Genomic DNA, 19,194 nt, shown 5'->3' with positions numbered 1-19,194 from the left:
AAATATCAGTTATGGAAAAATGCTGTAGCACAACCCCGGAAAAACCAGAAACCAAAAAACATAATCATTCAGAAGGAGATGGGCATGATCATGACGGACACGACCACTCCCATGATTCCGGAGATCAGACGGTCTTTCAGATGTTTCTTCCGGCTATCATATCATTTGCTCTTTTATTATTAGGAATTGCTTTTGATAATTATATAAAACCCACATGGTTTACCGGATGGGTACGGTTAGTATGGTTCCTGGCAGCTTATATTCCTGTAGGGCTTCCTGTGTTGAAAGATGCTTATAAAAGTATCATTAAAGGAGATGTTTTTTCCGAGTTTTTCCTGATGGGAATTGCTACCATTGGTGCTTTTGCCATTGGAGAATATCCGGAAGGAGTTGCCGTAATGCTGTTTTATGCTGTAGGGGAAGTTTTCCAGTCTATGGCAGTAACCAGAGCAAAAGGAAATATAAAGGCTTTATTGGATCAACGTCCTGATGAGGTAACGGTTATTGAAAACAATCAGCCCAAAACCATAAAAGCGAAAGAAACAAAAATAGGAGATGTTATCCAGTTGAAGCCTGGGGAGAAACTGGCTTTGGATGGCGAATTGCTTTCAGATGCGGCCTCATTCAATACGGCAGCTTTAACAGGAGAAAGTAAACCTGATACCAAGAATAAAGGAGAAGCAGTGCTGGCAGGGATGATCAATATGAATAGTATTGCCCTTGTTAAAGTAAATACTGCGTATGAAGACAGTAAGCTAAGTAAAATATTGGAGCTGGTTCAGAATGCTACAGCGCAAAAAGCACCTACGGAATTATTTATCAGAAAATTTGCTAAAGTATACACACCAATTGTTGTACTGCTGGCCATAGGAATCTGTTTATTACCTTATTTCTTTGTCAGTGACTACCAGTTCAGAGATTGGTTATACAGATCCCTGATCTTCCTGGTAATTTCTTGCCCTTGTGCATTGGTCATTTCTATTCCGTTAGGTTATTTCGGAGGAATAGGGGCTGCAAGCCGGAACGGAATTCTGTTTAAAGGAAGTAATTTCCTGGATAGTATCGCAGAAATTCAAAATGTGGTGATGGATAAAACCGGAACTATGACGGAAGGAGTTTTCAAAGTTCAGGAAGTAAGTATTACCCCTGAGTTTAACAAAGATGAAATCCTTCAGATGGTCAATGTCCTGGAAAGTAAAAGTACTCACCCTGTAGCCACTGCCATTCACAATTATGTAGGAGATATCAATCATTCTATTCCTTTGGAAAATGTAGAGGAAATTGCAGGGCATGGTCTGAAAGCTACGGTCAATGGGAACGAACTTTTGGTAGGGAACTTTAAATTAATGGATAAATTCAACATCGGCTATGATATCAACCATGCCAATATTGTGTATACCATTATCGCCATAGCGTATGACCGAAAGTTTGCAGGATATATTACCATTGCAGACAGCATTAAGGAAGATGCTAAAGAAACAGTTGACAAACTGCATAAAATGAATGTAAAAGCTACGATGCTGAGTGGCGATAAGAGTACAGTGGTAAAATATGTGGCAGATCAGCTCGGTATCGACAATGCATACGGGGATTTGCTGCCGGAAGATAAAGTGAATAAGGTCAAAGAAATTAAAGCTAAAAATCAAACGGTAGCTTTTGTTGGAGATGGCGTGAATGATGCACCTGTAGTTGCCCTAAGTGATGTGGGAATTGCCATGGGAGGTTTGGGAAGTGATGCCACCATTGAAACGGCAGATGTGGTGATCCAGGATGATAAACCCAGCAAAATTCCAATGGCAATCAATATAGGTAAACAGACCAAAAAAATCGTTTGGCAGAACATTATTTTAGCCTTTGCCGTAAAAGCTGTTGTTTTAATCCTTGGAGCCGGGGGGCTTGCAACGATGTGGGAAGCTGTTTTTGCTGATGTAGGAGTTGCATTGCTGGCAATTTTAAATGCAGTGAGGATTCAGAGAATGAAATTTTAAAGAAAACACAAATAAAATATACAATAAGATTTTAATGACGGCTCTGCTGATTTTCAGCAGAGCTTTTCATATAGATATGAAAAGATAATAGCTAAAAAAAAGGTATTGGAAAATACGATTAACATCATTCTTCCTTCACAACCAACAAAAAAGCCCTACCAAAATACATCAATAGAGCCTTTTAACAAGATTAAATTTTATAAAGAACTAATTTTTTATTTGATAAGAAAAAAGTCAGATATTTCCTTTTCTATACAGAACTGATGCTCCTCCATCTTATGAATGTAAACTTATTTTGAGCATGATATAGATTCTTAAGAATGGTTTCAAAGGTCGGAATAATATCATTATAGTAACAGATACAGTTTTATTATTTTTATAGGTAACAGTGAGCCGGTAAGCAGTAATTTATCCATCTACAATTAATTATAAACCATACAAGAGATAAAAATGACATTGATCATAAATAAGGTTTAAAACAATTTTGAAATAGTATATTTGTAACACAGAACAGAATAGTTGAAGGTATTCATTTCCATATTCATCATTTTTACCGTTGCATTACGTCCCGTTTTGCCACTGGTAAATTATGTTGTTAACTATGACTATATCGTAAAAAATCTTTGTGAAAACAGAGATATACCTCAGTCTACCTGTAAAGGAAAATGCTATGTGGAAAAGGAACTGGCAAAAACAGAAAAACAATCCAATAGCCGTCAAACGATAAAAATTGCAGGTCTGGATGTTTTCCTTTCCCATGAAATCCTTTCTTTTTCATACGAAAATGAACTTGAGATGTCTGTGAAAACTCCGGATGCAAAAGACTTTAACTTTCATCCGTCAGGATATTTTTCCAGAATATTCCATCCTCCCTTGGCATAGGTTTACTTTAAACTATGTTTTTAGTTTATTGGTTGGGAGTATTCTTGAACTTAGTATACTGAGTCCTGATTGCTTTCCCTAATGTTATGCTTTCCCAAAAGCTAATAGTCTATTCCATTTACATTTAATAGTATCATTAATTTCAATTTATATCAAAATGAAATCTCCGATTATTTTGACAGCTTTGTTGTCAATATCATTACTGTCATGTGCTAAAGAAACACCTCAGGTGAAACATAAAAGCAATATGAGTTCTTCTAAAGAGAACTTAAAGAATATACAGGTGGTGAACGAAGAAGACCCGATCTGTCATATGAAAACCGCAGAGTTCCTGAAGGACACTGCCGTATATAAAAACAATACCTATGGTTTTTGCAGTGCTTACTGTAAAGATGAATTCAAAAAAAGCCCTGAAAAATATGCCAAAAAATAAGAACGCTAACAACAAGACGAAGATTATTATCCCCATTGTGGCCTTTGCTTTGCTTTTTCTGGGTATTGGAGTAGGGATGGGATATTTTAAAAAGAATCTTTATACTGTTATGAAAGTTCCTGATTTTAATCTGACGGATCAGAACACTAAAAAAATAACGAACAAAGATATGCTGGGAAAAGTATATCTGGTAGAGTTTTTCTTCAGTAAATGCCCCACCATATGTCCTGTGATGAATACCAATATGAAGGCCATTCAGAATCAGATTAATAATCCTGATTTTGGAATTATTTCCATAAGTATTGATCCTGAAAATGATACTCCGGAAGCCCTAAAAGAGCATGCTAAAAGAATTGGAGCTCAATCCCCCAACTGGCATTTCCTGACGGGAGATAGAAAATATATCGGGGACCTTGCGGATAAGTTTAATATTTATGTAGGAGATCAGGAAGATGAAGGAGAAAGTCTTAACCACAGTGGAATGATTGCATTGGTAGATCAGGAAGGAAACATCCGCTGCCGATACAATAAAGAGAATATGCCAATCCTCTATTATTCAGGATTGAATTATGAAGATCCCGAAGGTAAAAACCCAAAACTAACAGGGAAATATCACCCTGACCGCGAAATTCTGATTGAAGATATCAGGAAATTATTGAAATAGGCTGGGGGATGGAGATTTGAAGTGCCTCTGTGTAGATATTTAGTATGTATTTGTCTGCTAACTGAGATCAACTAAATTACTTCCAGTCCTAAGCTTCCTTATTAATAAAAATATTGTTTAACCATACAACAAAACGTTATGAAGATTATGAAAATAGCTGCTTTAGGAGCAGTATTGGCGGCTCAGTTTACACTGGCTCAATTTAAGCAAACTCCTCTACCATATGCATATAATGCATTGGAAGGATCAATAGATGCGCAAACAATGGAGATCCATTATTCAAAGCATGGTGCAGCGTATGCCAGCAACCTGAATAAAGCGATTGCAGGAACTCCACAGGAAAAAGAAACCTTAATTAAGATTCTTTCTGAGACTTCAAAATTAAGTCCTGCAGTAAGAAATAATGCTGGTGGACATTATAACCACGAGCTTTTCTGGACGATCCTTACTCCAGAGAAGAATACTCAACCTTCTGCAAAATTGGCGAAAGCTATTACTGAAACTTTCGGAAGTATGGATGCTTTCAAAGAGAAAATGAGTAAAGCAGGAGCAGATCGTTTCGGGTCAGGATGGGCTTGGCTTTCTGTGGATAAAAACGGAAAACTTTTCGTTTCCTCTACTCCTAATCAGGATAATCCATTGATGGATATTGTAGAAGAAAAAGGAACTCCTATTCTGGGAATTGATGTTTGGGAACATGCTTATTATCTGAAATATCAGAACAAAAGAGCAGATTATCTTTCTGCAATCTGGAATGTGCTGAACTGGAAAGAAGTGAGCAAAAGATATGATGAAGCTTTAAGCAAAAAATAATTCATGAAATTAATTTACAGCATACTCTTTATTAGCTATATGGTATTCAGACCTCTGATACCACTGGCTGAGTATGCTGTAAATTATAATTATATTGTCAATACTCTGTGCGTCAACAAAAGCAAACCGGAACTTCATTGTAATGGAAAATGTTATTTGAGCAAAGAACTGGCAAAAACTAATACTGATCCAGAATCTACTCCTTTCAATAAAATAAAGAACTCAGGACAGAAAATTCTTGATATTTATACACTGCCTGAGATCACAGAGGTTGCCATCACTGGAAAAATTATAGTTTCCAAAACTAATTTCATCTATGAAACAGCTTATTCTTTTCTGTTTCTGAAACACATTTTCAAACCACCGGTTTTTTAGTGTTCTCCTATAGAAAATTAACTACAAAAGTTTATTTAAGGAATCTTGAATAGGCATAAAATCCTATGGTGTAGAAAGTTCACAAAACTTGAAAATTTTTGATTTTCAAAAGTATTCTGTGTACTTATCAACACTCTGTGGATAACTTTAAAAACCTAAGTGTTATAAAGCTTTTTGTGGTAAAAAACTGAATGTTTCAATATTCAAAGTATTTCTATTGTATTCACCCAACTAAAAAATCAACAATGAAAATGTATCAACTTTTCATAATGAGTTTACTGTTGATAGTGGTCTCATGCACTCTCGACAAAACGGATTATGAAAGCGAAATCAATACAGTCGTTCCGGAACATTACGAATTTAAGCAAGCAACAGCTGTCAATAAAGATGGTTATACAATAAGCATCGAGACTTTAAACGGAATATTTTATCAAGGGTATAATGAAATCAGATTAAAAGTTCTTGATACCCAGACGAACGAAAATATCAATGTTTCAGATGTAACTTTTTTACCTATCATGACAAAAGCTGATGGGAATAAAACCTCATGTCCTTACCAGTACACTCTGGATTACAAACCGGATGGTAAATATTATTCAGGGTATTCTGTATTTACTGATATAAGCAATACCGCAGCGAACTGGAAGCTTTATTTGAGTTTTACAGTGAACAAAAAAATGTATAAGGTCAACAAAGATGTTACCGTGAATGAACAGACTAACAAAAACCTTAACATGACCTCGTTTACAGGAAATGACGGAGAACAATATTATATTGCTCTTATTGCTCCTCAAAAACCAAAAGTTGCAGAAAATAAACTGGTGGCAGGGATTTATAAATTCAATAAGCCTGTCGCTTCTACAGGAAATTTTCCTGATCCTTCACAGTTTTCATATTCAGAGGTAAAAGGCTATACGCTGCAATTGGATCCCAGAATGCCGGAACCATCCATGGGAAATCATTCATCTCCCAATAATCAGGATTTAATACAAGGAAATAACGGTTTGTATCATGGTGTTGTTAATTATACGATGACAGGGAACTGGACATTAAATTTTATTATGCTTGATCAAAATGGAAAAATCATCAAGGGAACAAAGGTTTCCACTGATTTTACACCAGGTGTTCCGGGAGCTAAAAGTGAACTTTTTATCGATACCTTATTCTAGTTTTATGAAACAACTCGGAATTATATTAATGTTTTTGGGAATGCTAATGAATGCCCAAAACAGAAAAGGACGAAAAGACAGTATTACTCTTTTAGATCAGGTAGACGTAAAGGGCAGTAAAAAGAAAATTGAAACGGATATAAAAATGTCCGTTTCAGTGGACGAATTTCTCGCTTCTTCAGAAAAAATAAGCTTCATAAAACGGGGAGCCTATGCCTGGGAACCTTTACTCAATAATATGAGTACGGAACGGTCTGTTATTACCATTGACGGGATGCATGTTTTTGGAGCATGCACTGATAAAATGGATCCGGTGACTTCTTATCTGGAGGCTAATAATCTCTCAGCGATAGATATAAAATCAGGGCAGGAAGGGAGTTCACATGGAGCAACAGTGGCCGGAAGCATTGATCTGAAAAGAAAAAATACGCCTTTTGGTCTTGAAAAAAAGTGGAATGGAGCCTATCAGACAGGTTTTGAGTTCAACAATAAACAATTTTTCAATCTTGGAAATATCTCTTATTCCGGGAATAAACTTGCGGTAGATGGAAGTATTTCCTTCAGAAAAGCAGATAATTATTATGACGGAAATAATGCTGAGGTCAATCATTCACAATATAATAAATTCAACACTGCAATTGGAATAGCTTATAAAACAAGTCCTTTATCCTCAGTAAGGGTAGATGCAATTTTCGATAGGGCGAAAAATGTCGGATTTCCTGCATTGCCAATGGATTTATGGCTTTCCAGAGCGATGATTACATCAGCTTCCTACAGGCAATTGTTTAATGAGGGTTTGATTAAATCCTGGGATACCAAAATCTATTACAACACCATAGAACATTATATGGATGATACCAGACGTCCTGAAAATCTTGTACACATGGATATGCCGGGATGGAGTACCACATATGGGCTGATTTCATCGATGCATCTTAAAAAAGAACGGTATACCTCAGCAATAGAATTGAATATGTACAATAATACATCCATTGCAGAAATGCGGATGTATCCACAGGATCGGAAGAACAGGACAATGTTTGCATACAGCTGGCCCTGGGTAACTACCCGTTTTGCAGGGCTTTCAATAAATAACAGTTGGGAGATATCAGATAAAAGCCGTGTGAATTTTGGTGGATCGTTAGGACTGAACTATAATGAGTCCAAATATGTAGAATTCAATTGGATTTTTCACCCGGGAGCATCTCAGCAAAAAACGAGAATTCTTCCAAGTTTACATGCTGGATACCAATTCACAGAGGATCATTTTAGTTTTTCTGTGGGAACCGGGTATGGACATAGAGCACCTTCCGTTTCAGAAGGCTATGGATATTATATCTACAATAGTTTTGATCGATATGATTATATCGGAAATCCTGATTTAAAAAATGAAATTTCTTATGAAACCAATGCCAGTGCAGGTTTTAAAAATGAAAAAATGAGTATTGAAGCCAAAGTGAATTACTTCTATATTCAGAATTATATCATTGGAAAAATTTTAAGTCTCGGAAGTCCCATGAATTATCAATCAGTAGGTGTGAAGGCTTACACTTCTCTGGATCATGCGACACTTTTTAATATGTCTCTGAATACAAGCTATAGCATTTTACCGGAACTGCATTGGAAGGGAAGTTTAACCTACGCCCGCGGAAGAGATGATAAAAGGAAAAACTTACCTTTTATCCGCCCGTTGAGTTATTTGACTTCTTTACATTTTACCCACCATAATGTTGGAATTCATACTTCTGTAAACGGAGATTTTATCCAGCTTAATTATAGTCCGGAATATGGAGAAGACAAGACTCCAGCCTATGCCATATGGAATTTTTCCGTGGATTATAATTTCAAAATCAAAAAAATTAAAACTGTTTTTCAGGTGGGAGCCGAAAACCTGTTGAACAAATATTACAGCACCTATGCAGATTGGGGAAACATTCCAAGAATGGGGCGTAATATCTTCACCTCTTTACAATTCAGTTTTTAAGGATCATAAAACTTTAATTAAAACAACAACAACTAAAATTTTTACAATGCAAAACTTAAAACAATATTTACTATTATCAGCTTTTTCACTGGGTATAATTTCCTGCCAGAATAGTGATGATAATCCTGTTGCCAATAATGTAACCCTTGAATTTAATAATACTTTTAAAAATACAACCATTGTGCTTGGAGATGCTGCCTCTGGAACAGCTACCACCAATATCTCTGCCGAAGGGCAGGTTCATCATTTCTCAGAATTAAAATATGTAATAAGTAATATTCGTCTGATAAAGGCAGATGGTAATGAAGTTCCCTACAAAATTAATGACCTGGATCAGGGAGCTACCGTAATAGATCAGTCAAAACCGGAAACGCTGCGTTATATTCTGAGTAATATCCCGGCTGGAGAATATAAAAGGATCAAATTCGGATTAGGAGTAAAAAGAGAACTGAATGTGCTGGATCAGATGAGGTTTCCAAAATTCTATGCAACTGCTGGTTCTAATGACACCCAAATGATGTGGGAATGGGGAGCCGGTTATCGTTTTACAAAGATTGAAGGTTTCTACGGGACAGATCATAAACAGATGTCTATCCATACAGGAAGCACCATCAAAGGATCTGAAGGGAATTTTACCCAGGGAGTAGATGCATATAGAGATGTTACCCTAGACCTGCCTACCCATGCAATAGTAGATCATAAAGCCCCTAAAATTACTGTTAAAGCAGATTTTGATAAACTGTTGACAGGTAAGATCAACACGATTGTACTGGTTACTGGAACTGGATCGGATGGGAATGCCACTCCGAATATCCATACGGCCAATCAAATGGTAAAATTTGTGGATAACCTTGGCGGAAACGGATCCGGTGATATTTCAGGAATGTTTTCAGTGACTGGTGTTGAAAACTAGATTCATCTCTGTTGTAATGAAAAAAGGAGTAAGCATTTTAGCGATTTTTATATTATTAATATCTTGTAATAACGATTATTATGAGCCTGTTTCTTACGATAATCCTCAAATATCACTCAATATTCCTTTTGGCTTTCCGGAACTAAATAATTCGGTGAAATCTAATGTGCCTACAAAATATGGAGTAGAGCTGGGGGAGAAGTTATTTCAGGATAAAAGACTCAGTGCAGATAATTCCATATCCTGTTCCAGCTGTCACATTCGGGGAAATGCTTTTGCCGATAATAATGCTCAGGCGGTGGGTATTGAGAATAGGCTAGGCTTACGGAATGTACCGGCTATTCAGAACATGATGTTCTTGAATTTTTATAATTGGGACGGGAATATTCTTCAACTGGAAAATCAACCGCTGGTTCCTATTATCACTCATGAAGAAATGGGATCTTCTATTTTGGAGGTGATTGGCAAAATAAAGACTGATCTTATGTATAGAGATTTATTCAGAAAGGTATTTGGAGATGAAACTGTTACTGCGGAAAGAATTTATAAAAGTATTGCACAATACGAGTATACACTGATCTCTGCCAATAGTAAATACGACAGAGTAAAAAGAAATGAAGGAGAGGTTTTTACAGAAAACGAAGCTCAGGGATATCAGACCTTTCAGAAAAAATGTGCAAGCTGTCATAGTACAGAACTTTTTACCGATCAGAGCTTTAGAAATATCGGATTTCCTGTGAATCCCAATACCAATGAGGCCGGACGTGGAAGAGTGACAGGTCTTCCGGGAGATTATATGAGCTTTCGGGTGCCTTCATTACGAAATGTAGAATATACAGCTCCTTATGGAAGTTTTGGACAGTTTCCTACTTTAAGGACAGTTTTAGATTATTTTGATAAAGGTGTTTTGGATGCCGCTAATCTTGATCCGGTCTTTAAAAACAATGGAAACAAAATTCCTCTCTCAGAGCAGGAAAAGACCAATCTTATCTTATTTATGAAAACCCTGAGCGATCGTGAATTTGCAAAAAAATAAGTATAGATAAGAGCAAAACAATTCAACAGAATTGATGATTGAAGTTCATGAAAAATCCCGTTAGAAAATAACGGGATTTTTCATGTTTATGTATTGATAATCATTTTATTCTGCGTTGTATTGTATCTGACCGGAATTTTATATCTTTGCCGAAATTTGGCGAGCCGTAAAAAGCTCTTAAAAGGGAATCCGGTGAAAATCCGGAACAGACCCGCTGCTGTAAGCTCCATACCAAAGTTTTTGAAGATTATATCCACTGTTTTTTTAATGGGAAGGATTTCAAAAATGGAGTAAGTCAGAAGACCTGCCAGAATAAATAAACGTTTGACGCTTTCGTGGAATAAAGCTTTAGGACTACAATGATTCTGTGCAGTACATGCTGTGCTTTGTCATTGCTTTCTAATATCCATTAGCGTCATCATTATCCCTGAATGAGCTAATGGTGGCAAAACTGACTGCATCTCAACTTCATAAAGTTGTTTTCACAATATTTGTGTTAACATCACAATTCTTGTTTTCTCAGACAAAGAAAAAAGACACCTTAAAGGAAGAAGCTATTAGGGCGGTCAATATTTACAAAAAGAACTTTAAAGAAATCGTTCCTGCTCAGGTATTGCAGGGAGAAGAGCTTGAAAGACTGAACAGCCACTCTGTGGCAGATGCCTTACGGTACTTTTCCGGTGTTCAGATCAAGGACTACGGTGGAATAGGAGGGCTCAAGACCATTAATATCCGAAGTATGGGAAGCCAGCATGTAGGGGTTTTTTATGATGGCATTCAATTGGGAAATGCTCAGAACGGTCTTGTGGATCTGGGAAGATATTCTTTGGATGATCTGGAAGAAATATCATTATACAACGGTCAGAAAAGTGAGATCTTTCAGCCCGCCAGGGATTTCGGATCATCAGGTTCTATTTATTTGCAGCCTAAAACACCTGTTTTTACCGGAACACGGAAAATAAATCTTGTTTTGAGGGCAAAAAGTGCATCAATTGATTTATTCAATCCTTCTTTCCGTTTAGAACAGAAACTATCACCAAGAATTTCTGCAAGTTTTAGTGCTGAATTTCTGCAAAGTGATGGTATTTACAGATACCGGTATGCAAAAAAATACCCTAACGGAGAGCCTGCCTATGATACAATAGCTAAAAGAAGAGACTCTGATATTAAAGCCAAACGTTTTGAAACCTCTTTGAATGGTACTTTAAATAATGGAAGCTGGAATATCCGCGGATATGGCTATATTTCCAATCGGGGTGTTCCTGCTCCTGTTGTCAATAGCCGTTTTGACGGGCGAGGGGCAAGAATGTTTGATGAGAATTATTTTGTACAGGCCAACCTGAGGAAAAAGCTTTTCCCTAAATTCGAAACTCAGCTTAAAGCAAAATTCGCTTACGATTATACCCATTTTCTTGATACGGTACAGTCTCAGTTGGTTAAATATTCAGATAATACCTACATTCAAAGGGAGCTGTATATTTCATCTTCCAATTTATATACAGTGAATTCCCATTGGGACATTAGCTTGAGTGGAGATTTCCAATACAATAATCTGGATGCAGATCTGTATCAGTTTTCTTATCCTACCCGGTATACCACATTGGTGGCTTTGGCTACGACCTATCAATGGAACAGGTTTAAAGTTTTAGGAAGTCTGTTAGGTACTTTTACTTTTGAAGAAGTGGAACGAAATAAAAGACCTGAGGACAGAAGTGAATGGACTCCTGCTATTTTTATGAGCTACCAGCCGGCTACTGTTCCGGAGCTTACCTTTAGAGCTTTCTATAAAAAGATTTTCAGACTTCCTACCTTCAATGATCTTTATTATACGAATATTGGAAGTACTTTTCTGAAACCGGAGTTTACGACGCAGTATGATTTGGGGTTTACCTATCAGAAGAAATATAATCATCCTGTCTTTAAAGCTTTTTATGCCAAGGTAGATGGTTATTACAACCGGGTAAAAGATAAAATTGTTGCAGCACCCACAGGAAATATGTTCCGCTGGATGATGATGAACCTTGGACTGGTTGACATCATAGGTACAGATGTGAATGTCCAGGCTGAAATGATGTGGGGCAAAGTGAAAATTAAACCGTTGCTTTCTTATACCTATCAGAGTGCAAAAGATATCAGTAATCCGGGAGATGATATAAGCCCGGGGGATACCTTTTATAAAAAACAGATCCCTTATACCCCTTGGCACAGTGGGTCTTTTACGCTGATGGCGGATTACCGTGACTGGAATTTCAATTACAGTGTGGTCTATGTTGGGGAACGCTATGACGGGCAGCAGGATAATATTCAGTACAATTTTGTTCAGCCCTGGTATACCCATGATTTATCCGTTCAGAAAAAATTCGACTACTCAGGACATCAGTTTAAACTGAGTCTTGAAATGAATAATATTTTCAATCAATATTATGATGTGGTCAGAAACTATCCCATGCCGGGAAGAAATTTTAAAATTACTTTAAACTTCACCTTATGAGAAAAATAAACTTCTGTCTTCTCCTCTTCATATTGGTTTTTCTTGTGGCCTGCCGTACCGATGATATTATCGTCCGTCAGGAAGTGGTAGAAGGGTTGGCGGCGCCGGAAAATACTGCCATTAAAGGCTTTTACGTGTTGAATGAAGGGAATATGGGAAGCAATAAATGTACCCTTGACTTTTTCGATTATACCAAAGGAACTTACTATCGGAATATCTATGCCGAGGCGAATCCTAATGTGATCAAAGAATTGGGGGACGTAGGAAATGATATTAAAATTTATGGAAGTAAGCTGTATATCGTAGTCAATGTTTCCAATAAAATTGAAGTGCTGGATGCTAAAACAGCTAAACGGATAACATCTATTCCCTTACAGAACTGCAGATATATAACATTTAAAAACGGAAAAGGTTATGCGAGCAGTTATGCAGGGCCTGTAGATGTCAATCCTAATGCACCTAAAGGGAAAATAGTGGAAATCGATACAGCTTCCCTGTCTATACAGCGTCAGGCCACAGTAGGATACCAGCCTGAGGAAATAGAAATTGTAGGAGATCAGCTTTTTGTTGCCAATTCCGGAGGCTATATGGCTCCAAATTACGACAGAACAGTTTCCGTAATCGATTTAAATAGTTTTACAGAAACAAGAAAAATAGATGTCGCTATTAACCTCCACCGGCTTAAAAAAGACAATTATGGAGATCTGTATGTAAGCTCCCGGGGAGATTATTACTCGGTGCCCTCCAGTTTATATCTGATTGATGCTGCAACGGGGATGATAAAAAAAGATTTCCATATTGCGGTAAGTGAGATGACGATTGTAAATGATAAACTTTATTTCTATGGAAATGAATTCAATTACAATACCCATACCTCTCAAAAAACATTCGGGATTATTGATGTAAAAACAGAACAGATTATTTCTAACAGGATTTTTGATAAGGAATATGAAAATGCCATTAAAACCCCTTACGGAATTGCTGTAAACCCAATTACAGAGGATGTTTATATTACTGATGCCCGAAACTACGTTGCAATGGGTTTTGTGTACTGTTTCGATAAAAATGGCCATTTCAAATGGAAAACCGAGGGAGGAAATATCCCTGCCCATTTTACTTTTCTCTATAAATAATTAAACTGATAAACATGAAGATCAAAACTTTTACCTATTTAAAAACAGGGTTTTTATCATTTCTTCTCATAGGAATGATAGGTTGTAAGCATGATGATGAGGAAAATTTTGTATTTAACGGATTGGATGACTCTTATATTATAGAACGTTTTGAAGTTCTGAGTATTCCGACCCATATTTCAGGAAACTTTACCTGGAGTGTGAACGACTCGATTGTTTCTCAAAGTTCAGAACTTGAATTTATCAGTCCGGTAGTCGCTACCTATCCATTGACACTTAAGATAGAGAATAATGGGAATGTTCATACCTATCATTCTAAAATAGTGGTAGAAAAGGAAACGGCTACCTACAGCAAATATATAGCTAAGGTTTTTGATTATCGTCCTGCTCCCGGACAGTTTATGAATAAGATTCCCGAATATGAACCGGGAAATACAGCTGAAAATATGCTTCAGAAAGCGAGAGAATCTTTGATAGGCTCCAGTTTTCAAGAAATAAGTCTTGGGGGGTTCGGAGGCTATGTCGTTTTTGGATTTGATCATACGATTCCCAATCTGAATGGAAGAGATTTTAAAATCCTCGGAAATGCCTTCTTTGGAAATGCCGCAGCTGACCCCCGTTCAGGATCCTGTGAACCAGGAATTATTGTCGTGGCCTACGACAGAAACAAAAACGGAAAACCTGATGATAATGAATGGTACGAAATTGCAGGAAGTGAGCATTTTAAAAATACAACAGTAAAGGATTATAGCATAACGTATTTCAAGCCTAATGAGAATAAGCCTCCTGTTCCCGGAAATTTAGGCTGGCAAGTTGATACAGAATACATCAAGTGGCAGGATAATCTGGGAAACAATGGATTTAAAACAAAGAATATGTTCCACTTACAAAGCTATTATCCTTTATGGTTTTCCGAGGCTTCTTACAGTTTTAAGGGTACTAAGCTTAAAGACAATTATTATGATCAAAGCGGAACGGGGTCGTATTGGGTAGGAAAATCATATGAATTTGGTTATGCAGACAACGCTCCAAATAAAGATGATGCTTCCAATATTGATATTTCCTGGGCGGTAGACAGGAACGGCAGATACGTAAAACTTCCGGGTATCGACTTTGTGAAAGTATACACAGGAATTAATCAGGAAGCCGGATGGGTAGGAGAAGTTTCTACAGAAGTTTCAGGAGCTTATGATTTATACTTTAAATAACAATAGACAATACAATAAATTTTAAATTAATAGAAATGAAAAAGTTTTATCTTTTTACTCTGCTTTTTCTATTTGCATTTTTCACGAATGCACAGATAAAAGTCCAGGGGGTTCTCCGAAATGACATTCAGGGAACGGAAACAAGTCAGCTAAGAGCAGCTGTAGCACCATCAATCAGTTTTTCCGATATTAAGTATTGGGTAGGAACAGGTACAAACGAAGCTGCTTTTGTGGTACAATGGAATGATAGTAAAAATCCGGATGCCCTGGTTTGGGGATTCAGATGGAACGGAACGGCTACAGGTGCAGATATGATTAAAGCAATTGCTAAAGAAGATCATAGACTTTTCACGTTACTTTACCAGGGGACACCACAGGGAACGGCAGTAGGAGGTTTTGGTTTCGATCTTGACGGACAAAATCTCAATGCCCTGTATTATAACGGAAATACAGCATCCCCGATTTCTCCGGTAAACGGAATCGTTAATACCACTGCATATAATTTTGATAATTATACAGGAGTGGATGCTAATGACCACTGGCAGTCCGGATGGGCAACTAAAGGATACTGGTCTTATTGGATAAAAAATCCTGCAAGTGCTAATTTTGGATACTCCGGTGTAGGAGCTTCTTCCCGTACCCTACAAAACGGTTCTTGGGATGTATGGAATTTCAATCCTTCGTTCACTTCAGTTCCCATTTCTTCTACGATGACCCCGGTTTCTCCTTATGTTGCTTCTGCGGGCCTTATGAGTCTGATGAATCCTACTAATCGTCTGAATCCGACAAGTTTTACTGAGGGCTTCTTTATCGTTAACGAAGAATGGTTCGGTCATACAAACGGATCAGTAAACTTCATCGATAATAACGGGCAGATCAATTACCGTGTATACAGTGCAGCCAATAACAACCATGCTTTTGGAGCGACTACCCAATTTGGAACAATTTATGGGGATAAGTTTTACTTTGTATCAAAGCAGGAGGCAGACCCTGGAGATGTACAATATACACCTGGAGGAAGACTGGTAGTTGCTAATGCACAAACCATGCAAAAAATAGCCAGTTTTAACGATATCGGAGGTGGTGATGGAAGATCATTTGTAGGAGTAAATGAGCATAAAGGATATATCGGGGCTTCGAATGGAGTCTATTTATTTAATATTGACAACCTTCAGGTTGGGGGCTTAATTCCAGGTACGGCAGGTACAGGAGGTCCTTACAGTGATCAGATGGGAAACATGATACGTACTTCACAATATGTATTTGCAGTAAAACAGGGAGAAGGTATTTTAGTCATTGATCCTAAAACCGATACCCTTGTTACGACCATTACCGGAGACTTCTATTCTGTTACTCAGGCTAAAGACGGAAGTATCTGGGCCATTAAGAGCCAGGCGGTAGTAAATATCCATCCTACTACTTTTGCCGTTCAGTCTTATGCTATTCCTACCACAACATATCCTGATCCTTGGGGAGCATGGAATGCAGGAAGTTTTTCAGCAAGCAACACAGAAAATACACTCTACTGGTTTATATCTGCAGGTTGGGGTTCTGGAAACAGAATTGTTAAATTTGATGTGACGGCTAAAACCTTTAATGAAAATTTTATTACCATTCCGGGACAGACAGGAACTTATAAGCAGACTCCTTATGGAGTAGGATTACGTGTAAATCCAGTGACAGGAGAACTTATTGTAAATACTACCGAAACAGGAGGTCATTATCAAAAAAACTGGGTTCATATCTATGATGCTAATGGTAACCTTACCAATACGAGAATATTGAATGACTATTACTGGTTCCCTGCATTAACGGTATTCCCGGATAATACAGTTCCGGTGGTGAACAATACTTTGCCTTCACAGGTTACAGTAGGAAACGTGACTACAATTGATTTGAAAACAGTGGTTTCTGATGAAGACAATAATACAGCTTCAATTGTGAAGACCATAAAATCAAATGACAATCAGGCAGTCGTTTCTGCAGTTATCAATAATAATGATGAGCTGGTACTTACTCCTATTGCTTCAGGAACAGCTAGTATTGTGATCGGTTTTAATTCTAATGGTAAAACAGCAGAAAAAACAATTACCGTAAACAGTCTTGGCTCTACGTTAGCTACGGCTGAGGTGAAAAAACTGGAGTTCAGTATCTATCCGAACCCGGTGACCGATCTTCTTATGATCAAAACTCAGGAGAAAATTGTAAATATTTCTGTTTATGATACTTCAGGTAAATTGGTGAATACACAATTCAGCAACGGACAGATCAATATGAGTATGTTACCAAAAGGGATGTATATTCTAAAAGCAGTGACTGATAAAGCAATGTATCAGCAAAAACTGATTAAAAAATAATTTCCAGCATAGCTGATTTTGTTTCATTTAGCCCCGGCCAAAAATTGGCCGGGGCTTTTATATTATTAAATATTGCTGGGTTTTATCGGGTAAGAATAATCTTTCGGGAATAGACTTTTTTGTCTTTCGTTTGCAGGGTAAGGATATACATTCCTTCTGGTAAGGTAGGTGGTAAATTAAAAGTTTTTGATGTCAATTTCGATTGAAAGACTTCTAATCCGGATGTATTTCTTATGGAAATGTCAGCATTCAGCAGGAGAATATTTCCGTCAAGGGTAATTTGCCCGGTAGTGGGGTTAGGAGATACTGTAAAGAGTTCTTCTGTAGGAGTTGCTTTCAGTACTGAAACTGATGGAGTAGGGCTTCCTGGAGAACAGTTTTGCAGGATATGATAAGAACAGGCGAGTTCCTTGATGACAGTAGCGGGCAGTGCTTCATTGTAAACGAGAAGCTCATCGATCTTCGAGCCGAAAAGTCCAGAGGCAATAGAGAAGTTTAAATTAGGTATTCTGCCAAGAAATGTCTTAGAGGAAGCGAGATCTCCATCAATATATAAGGATATAGTTGAACCTATTGCTTGTGAACAGTAATCATTGGATGGTGTCTGTTCACAGAGGGCTATTTCAGCGGGAGATGGGGCTTTGGGAATAACAGTGACTGTATAATGATGCAGGGGTATGAAAAAATCTGGAGCAAATATTTTTACTAGTTTGTCATTTGTCCCGGGCTGAGTTATCGTTAGAGTATCATAAACCATAATTTTTGTCTCACCCACAGTTACTCGAAGATAATTTCTTGTACTAGCCCAGAAAGAAATGGTTTTTTCAGGAAATAATTGATTGTAATTAATGTGAGGATATTGATCCTGTAATTCATTGCCGACAATATCTGTTGTTAGAGCCTTTTTGCATACTAAACTATCCTGAAAGGTAGGAGGGCGGTTACCGCTAAGAGTTTTCAAAGAGTTTGGATTGATCGATTCTTCAAGATTTCCATTGAAAGCATAATATAAAAAAGGATCGGCCGGAAGGGTGGCACAGGGGATGACAAAGGCAGACTGTTTGGCTTCATAGATCCGCAATTCACGATTGAGGCTGAGAACGCCTGCATTGAGGCTTATTTTTACCCGGTCATAAGGCTTGGTTGGTCTGAATTGGATGAGTCCATTGTTATCAGGCCATGTGTTAATGGTAAGGATCTGGCTGTCTATGATCCTGCTGTCCCCATTGGAAACATTTCCGTTCATGGTTTCTATGGTGGCTGCACTTAGCAATGCCGCTGTCAGTTCGCCATTGCCTGTTCCGATATGGATCGCTAATTTTTGTAAGCTGGCTGTCGGGAATATGAGTGTTTGCTCTACTTTTCCCAATAAACCGATTCCCATCTTTAAAGAAGAATAATTGGTCGGGTCGTTGCCAACGGCATTTTGTGGATTTTGAATACTGCAGCCTAAACAAAGGGCGGAGACTGCGTTGGTTTGGCTGGTTGCAAAGGTATGGATGTTATTACCCTGCGCGAGGAACAGATTGCTCATCAGGAACACTAAAGAGAATAGCAGGGCTGCTTTTATAAAGCAGCGACTTGCCGATACATTTGTTTTCATAGAGTTAGGTTTTTGATGTTATTATAGAAAGTATGATAGCATTTTCTTAATACTGCCATACTTTTGTTAAGAAATATTTACCGTGTCAGAATAATTTTGCGGGTATATACTTTTTTGTCTTTCGTTTGCAGGGTAAGGATATAAA

The 19,194-nt window shown here is 37.6% G+C and carries 15 protein-coding genes and 1 riboswitch; of the genes, 14 read left to right on the top strand and 1 reads right to left on the bottom strand.

Annotation, left to right across the window (positions count from 1 at the left end; translation table 11 throughout):
- Nucleotides 1-11: 11 nt before the first annotated feature.
- The 14 genes from DRF57_RS21720 (at nt 12) to DRF57_RS21655 (ending at nt 17,446) form a co-directional block, all read left to right on the top strand.
- Nucleotides 12-1,988, top strand: coding sequence for a heavy metal translocating P-type ATPase (locus DRF57_RS21720; RefSeq protein ID WP_084086544.1), 1,977 nt, complete (start codon nt 12-14; stop codon nt 1,986-1,988).
- Between the two features lie 519 nt (nt 1,989-2,507).
- Entirely contained in the window at nt 2,508-2,870 is a 363-nt protein-coding gene (locus DRF57_RS21715; RefSeq protein WP_115920817.1) for a hypothetical protein, read from the top strand.
- A 157-nt stretch (nt 2,871-3,027) separates the two neighbouring features.
- Nucleotides 3,028-3,303, top strand: coding sequence for a YHS domain-containing protein (locus DRF57_RS21710; RefSeq protein ID WP_115920815.1), 276 nt, complete (start codon nt 3,028-3,030; stop codon nt 3,301-3,303).
- Complete coding sequence (locus DRF57_RS21705; RefSeq protein WP_115920836.1) at nt 3,290-3,967, top strand: SCO family protein; 678 nt, start codon at nt 3,290-3,292, stop codon at nt 3,965-3,967. Before DRF57_RS21710 ends, DRF57_RS21705 begins: the two co-directional genes overlap by 14 nt.
- A gap of 138 nt (nt 3,968-4,105) precedes the next feature.
- Entirely contained in the window at nt 4,106-4,780 is a 675-nt protein-coding gene (locus tag DRF57_RS21700) for a superoxide dismutase (RefSeq protein ID WP_047485007.1), read from the top strand.
- A 3-nt stretch (nt 4,781-4,783) separates the two neighbouring features.
- Nucleotides 4,784-5,155 (top strand): hypothetical protein, encoded by a 372-nt coding sequence (locus DRF57_RS21695; RefSeq protein ID WP_052188471.1) that lies wholly within the window; start codon nt 4,784-4,786, stop codon nt 5,153-5,155.
- Between the two features lie 269 nt (nt 5,156-5,424).
- Nucleotides 5,425-6,324, top strand: coding sequence for a hypothetical protein (locus tag DRF57_RS21690; protein WP_228450382.1), 900 nt, complete (start codon nt 5,425-5,427; stop codon nt 6,322-6,324).
- 4 nt (nt 6,325-6,328) lie between these two features.
- On the top strand, nt 6,329-8,308 hold the full coding sequence (locus DRF57_RS21685) for a TonB-dependent receptor plug domain-containing protein (RefSeq protein WP_115920811.1): 1,980 nt from the start codon (nt 6,329-6,331) through the stop codon (nt 8,306-8,308).
- Nucleotides 8,309-8,354: 46 nt separating this feature from the next.
- A complete protein-coding gene (locus DRF57_RS21680) occupies nt 8,355-9,221 on the top strand; it encodes an MbnP family protein (RefSeq protein ID WP_047485015.1) in 867 nt (288 codons plus the stop codon).
- A gap of 16 nt (nt 9,222-9,237) precedes the next feature.
- A complete protein-coding gene (locus DRF57_RS21675; RefSeq protein WP_115920833.1) occupies nt 9,238-10,257 on the top strand; it encodes a cytochrome-c peroxidase in 1,020 nt (339 codons plus the stop codon).
- Between the two features lie 140 nt (nt 10,258-10,397).
- A riboswitch (cobalamin riboswitch) is annotated at nt 10,398-10,583 on the top strand.
- Nucleotides 10,584-10,768: 185 nt separating this feature from the next.
- On the top strand, nt 10,769-12,748 hold the full coding sequence (locus tag DRF57_RS21670) for a TonB-dependent receptor plug domain-containing protein (protein WP_307724832.1): 1,980 nt from the start codon (nt 10,769-10,771) through the stop codon (nt 12,746-12,748).
- Complete coding sequence (locus DRF57_RS21665) at nt 12,745-13,881, top strand: YncE family protein (protein WP_115920807.1); 1,137 nt, start codon at nt 12,745-12,747, stop codon at nt 13,879-13,881. Before DRF57_RS21670 ends, DRF57_RS21665 begins: the two co-directional genes overlap by 4 nt.
- Nucleotides 13,882-13,895: 14 nt before the next feature.
- Nucleotides 13,896-15,089: a cell surface protein gene (locus DRF57_RS21660; RefSeq protein WP_084086551.1), complete on the top strand. Its 1,194-nt coding sequence runs from the start codon at nt 13,896-13,898 to the stop codon at nt 15,087-15,089.
- Between the two features lie 35 nt (nt 15,090-15,124).
- The gene (locus tag DRF57_RS21655) at nt 15,125-17,446 is read left to right on the top strand and encodes a DUF5074 domain-containing protein (RefSeq protein ID WP_115920805.1); all 2,322 of its coding nucleotides are present in this window, start codon (nt 15,125-15,127) and stop codon (nt 17,444-17,446) included.
- 82 nt (nt 17,447-17,528) lie between these two features.
- Here DRF57_RS21655 and DRF57_RS21650 read toward each other — a convergent pair whose 3' ends face one another.
- Nucleotides 17,529-19,049, bottom strand: coding sequence for a T9SS type A sorting domain-containing protein (locus DRF57_RS21650; protein ID WP_115920803.1), 1,521 nt, complete (start codon nt 19,047-19,049; stop codon nt 17,529-17,531).
- Nucleotides 19,050-19,194 lie beyond the last annotated feature (145 nt).

Origin of the sequence: Chryseobacterium rhizosphaerae, from assembly GCF_003385455.1 — a bacterium.
GTDB lineage: Bacteria > Bacteroidota > Bacteroidia > Flavobacteriales > Weeksellaceae > Chryseobacterium > Chryseobacterium rhizosphaerae.
The sequence above is the reverse complement of the archived record's forward strand: the minus strand, read 5'-3'. Positions and strand labels throughout refer to the sequence as shown.

Coding starts and splice junctions, on each gene's coding strand:
- DRF57_RS21685 (WP_115920811.1), top strand. CDS start 6,329: ATGAAACAACTCGGAATTATATTAATGTTTTTGGGAATGCTAATGAAT.
- DRF57_RS21695 (WP_052188471.1), top strand. CDS start 4,784: ATGAAATTAATTTACAGCATACTCTTTATTAGCTATATGGTATTCAGA.
- DRF57_RS21710 (WP_115920815.1), top strand. CDS start 3,028: ATGAAATCTCCGATTATTTTGACAGCTTTGTTGTCAATATCATTACTG.
- DRF57_RS21665 (WP_115920807.1), top strand. CDS start 12,745: ATGAGAAAAATAAACTTCTGTCTTCTCCTCTTCATATTGGTTTTTCTT.
- DRF57_RS21675 (WP_115920833.1), top strand. CDS start 9,238: ATGAAAAAAGGAGTAAGCATTTTAGCGATTTTTATATTATTAATATCT.
- DRF57_RS21705 (WP_115920836.1), top strand. CDS start 3,290: ATGCCAAAAAATAAGAACGCTAACAACAAGACGAAGATTATTATCCCC.
- DRF57_RS21720 (WP_084086544.1), top strand. CDS start 12: ATGGAAAAATGCTGTAGCACAACCCCGGAAAAACCAGAAACCAAAAAA.
- DRF57_RS21650 (WP_115920803.1), bottom strand. CDS start 19,049: ATGAAAACAAATGTATCGGCAAGTCGCTGCTTTATAAAAGCAGCCCTG.
- DRF57_RS21700 (WP_047485007.1), top strand. CDS start 4,106: ATGAAGATTATGAAAATAGCTGCTTTAGGAGCAGTATTGGCGGCTCAG.
- DRF57_RS21680 (WP_047485015.1), top strand. CDS start 8,355: ATGCAAAACTTAAAACAATATTTACTATTATCAGCTTTTTCACTGGGT.
- DRF57_RS21660 (WP_084086551.1), top strand. CDS start 13,896: ATGAAGATCAAAACTTTTACCTATTTAAAAACAGGGTTTTTATCATTT.
- DRF57_RS21690 (WP_228450382.1), top strand. CDS start 5,425: ATGAGTTTACTGTTGATAGTGGTCTCATGCACTCTCGACAAAACGGAT.
- DRF57_RS21655 (WP_115920805.1), top strand. CDS start 15,125: ATGAAAAAGTTTTATCTTTTTACTCTGCTTTTTCTATTTGCATTTTTC.